Below are 3,125 nucleotides of genomic sequence, written 5' to 3' on the forward strand. Positions count from 1 at the left end.
GCAGGCCGCGGGCTGCTGTCGGGCGGGACGGGAACGGTCATGCGGAATCCTTCGGGAACGGTGGGATGTCGGGCGGGCCGCTGCTCGGCCCCGGGTCGGGGGCCTCCTGCCCGGCTCCCCGACGGCAGCGGCCCGGCCCCACGCGTCACCCCCTGGGACGGGACGCCGGCCGGGCCGGCGAGTGATCAAGATACAGGTGCCCGGCAACCGCCCGACGCCGTGGTCCGGCCCGGCGGCGGCCTCCCGGCCGGACGCCCCGGCCCTGAGGGGCCGCGGCCGGCGCGCGGGCTTCACCCAGGGCGGAACTCCGTGCTCTTCCCCCGGGGCGCCGGATCCCTAGGGTGAAGGGGTGAGCACCCATGCGCCGAACGAAGCCCGCGTCATCCCCCTGCGCCCGCAGGCGCAGCCGCCCGCGTCCGGCGGGCCGTCCCGTCCCCCGCACCCGGCGCCCGTACGGCGGGAGCCGCTGTGGCGCGACGTCGTCGGCGACGTGCTGCGGCGCGAACGGCTCGCCCAGGAGCGCACGTTGAAGGACGTCGCGGAGGCGGCCCGGATCTCGATGCCGTACCTGTCGGAGCTGGAGCGTGGGCGCAAGGAGGCCTCCTCCGAGGTGCTCGCGGCCGCCGCCCGGGCGCTGGGCCTCGGCCTCGGCGACCTGCTCTCGCTCGCCCAGGACGAGCTGGCCCGCTACGCCGCCGTCCCGAGCCGCACGGGCCGGGGCCGTGCCCCGTCCACGGGCCGGTACGACGGGCTCTGCCTCGTCGCCTGACCGCTGCGGCGGCCGGCCCCGGCGGGGGGTCAGGAGACCGCCGGGGTGAGCAGGGTGAGGGTGCGGGCGGTGGCGTCGGCCTCGGCCCGCACGCCGAGGGGCAGCGGGAGGTTGGGGCCGGCGTGGCCGAAGTCCACGCCGGCGAGGACGGGCAGCGGGCGGTCGCCGAGCACGTCCAGGACCACCTCGCGCAGCGACGGCTCTCCCACGCCTGCGGGCCCGTCGGAGCCGACCCGGTGCGGGGTGCCGACCACCATCGCCGCGATCCGGTCCAGGACGCCGGACAGCCGCAGCACGTGCAGGTCCTTCCAGACCGCGGACAGCGGCCGGTCCACCTCCTCCCAGAAGAGCACCGCGCCGTCGAAGCACGGCGCGGGGACGGCGTACGGGGTGGCCTGGAGGGCGACGAGCCGGTTGAGCAGGCCGCCGACCAGCGGGCCCCGGGCGCGGCCGGCGCGCCAGCACTGCCACGGGGAGAGCGCCGGCAGCGGCCCGGGCGGGGCCGGCACGGTGAGCACCCTCAGGTACGCCTCGCGCAGCGCCCGGTGCGCGCCGTCCTCCTCGGGCCCGTCCGCGAAGCGCCCGCTCCACTCGCCGAGGCCGTAGGTGGCCATGTCGGCGTGCACGCCGACCAGTCCGGTGCGGGCGTGCAGGGCCAGCAGCAGCTGGGAGACGTCGCTGCAGCCCAGCACCGGCTTCGGGTCGGCGCGTACGGCGTCCAGGTCCAGCTGGTCCAGCCAGCCCGTCACCGCCTGCCCGCCGGTGTGCGCGACGATCGCCCGCACCTCGGGGTCGCGCAGCAGCGCGTTGAACTCCGCCGCCTGCTCGGCGGGACGGCCCGCGGCCCACCAGTGCCGGCGCCCCTCGGCGACCGACGGGCACACCCGTACCCGGAAGCCGAGTTCCTCCAGCACGGCCGTGCCGCGGTCCAGGAGGGGCCGGTCCGCCTCGTCCAGCGGACCGGACGGCGCGGCCACCGCCACCAGGTCACCGGGGCGCAGGGCACGCGGGCGGAGCAGGGCGGTCGGCGCGGTGGGCATGGGGCGACCCCGGTTTCACAGGTGGGCGGATCCGGCCGGGCCGGACGGGCGGGACACCCCCGGCGGCCGCACCGGCCGGGCGGGTCGGACCGCAGTCTCGCCGTCGGCCTGCGCGGCGGCAACCGGTTTTCGCCCGGGCGGGCGGTCGCCGGGCGCTCAGCCGGGGAGGGCCGGCAGGCTCGGCAGGCGGTCCAGGGTGATGCCGAAGCGGGTGCGGTAGGCGGCGAGGGCCTCGTCGTCGGTGAGGGTCCGTTCGGTGCGTTCGCCGGCCGGGGTGGTGGTGATGAGGCGGTTGCCGCTGAGGGTCGCCCGGCCGCCGTCCGCGGTGAGCAGTGTGCAGGTCGTGGAGCGGGTGAAGTGGGAGTCCGGTGAGGTGGTCTGCCACCGGCAGGTCGGGGCGAAGTCGGCGAGTTCGTACGGGCGCGCGCCCAGGCGGTACTGGGGCGTGCCGTCCCGTAGGACGTCCAGGTCGCCGTCCGTGCCGGTCGGGGTGAGGGTGAACGCGCCCTCGGCGTCGGCCTGTTCGCCGCGCTCGTCGAGGCGCAGCGGGTGGTGGCTGAAGCGGCCGAAGCCGACGTCGGCCAGCCACGGTTCGTCGAGGTCCACCCGCAGGGCGAGGTGGTCGAAGGGCGGGCCGAGCCGTTCGCCGTCGAAGACGCGGGCGGCGAGCAGGCCGACCCGGTAGCCGAGCGAGGTGAGCAACTGCGCGAAGGCGCCGTTGAGTTCGTAGCAGAAGCCGCCGCGGCGGCGGGTGACGACCTTGGCCAGCAGGGCGGCGGGGTCGAGGACGATGCTCTCGCCGAGGTGGATGTCCAGGTTCTCGAACGGGACGGTGCGCAGGTGCGCGAGCTGGAGCCGGGCGAGCGCGTGCGGGGAGGGGGCGCCGGGGTCGGGCAGGCCGATGCGGTCGAGGTAGGCGTCCCGCTGGGCGGCGGTGAGGCCGTGGGCGGGGCCGGTGTGCGACTGCTCGGGGTGCGACGGCTCGGGTCGTGGCGCGTGATCCATCGGGCCATTCCACCCGGGAGGCCGGGCGCGGGGCCATCGGCTTTTGGTCCTACGCCCCCGGGTTCCCGCACGCCCGGGTCCGTACGCGCCCGGGGTTCTTACACGCCTTTGCCGTCACTCTGCCGAACGGCTGACGGGCGCCCGGCAGAGTCGTGCCCACACCGACCGCAGGACGTACGGAGGACACCGCGATGACGACGAGCACGGCGAGGGGCACGGCCACCGGGGCGAACGGCGCGAGCGCGAACGGCGCGGACATGGGCGGCGCGGACACGGGCGGCGCGGGGCGGCGGGCCCGGCGGGGCGCCCTG

The 3,125-nt window shown here is 77.4% G+C and carries 3 protein-coding genes; 1 reads left to right on the plus strand and 2 read right to left on the minus strand.

The window, feature by feature from the left end; translation table 11 throughout:
• The first annotated feature begins 349 nt into the window (after positions 1-349).
• Positions 350-769: a helix-turn-helix domain-containing protein gene (locus AE652_RS38560; protein ID WP_049660094.1), complete on the plus strand. Its 420-nt coding sequence runs from the start codon at positions 350-352 to the stop codon at positions 767-769.
• A 29-nt stretch (positions 770-798) separates the two neighbouring features.
• Here AE652_RS38560 and AE652_RS38565 read toward each other — a convergent pair whose 3' ends face one another.
• Together AE652_RS38565 and AE652_RS38570 are read right to left on the minus strand one after the other, a co-directional pair.
• Positions 799-1,809, minus strand: coding sequence for an LD-carboxypeptidase (locus tag AE652_RS38565; RefSeq protein WP_049660096.1), 1,011 nt, complete (start codon positions 1,807-1,809; stop codon positions 799-801).
• A gap of 156 nt (positions 1,810-1,965) precedes the next feature.
• A complete protein-coding gene (locus AE652_RS38570; RefSeq protein ID WP_082346250.1) occupies positions 1,966-2,814 on the minus strand; it encodes an arylamine N-acetyltransferase in 849 nt (282 codons plus the stop codon).
• Between the last annotated feature and the right edge of the window lie 311 nt (positions 2,815-3,125).

Source organism: Kitasatospora sp. MY 5-36 (assembly GCF_001182915.1).
In the GTDB taxonomy this organism is placed as follows: Bacteria; Actinomycetota; Actinomycetes; order Streptomycetales; family Streptomycetaceae; genus Kitasatospora.

Bases quoted from the DNA above. Each gene is read 5' to 3' on its own strand.
- AE652_RS38570 (WP_082346250.1), bottom strand. From the start codon at position 2,814: ATGGATCACGCGCCACGACCCGAGCCGTCGCACCCCGAGCAGTCGCAC.
- AE652_RS38565 (WP_049660096.1), bottom strand. From the start codon at position 1,809: ATGCCCACCGCGCCGACCGCCCTGCTCCGCCCGCGTGCCCTGCGCCCC.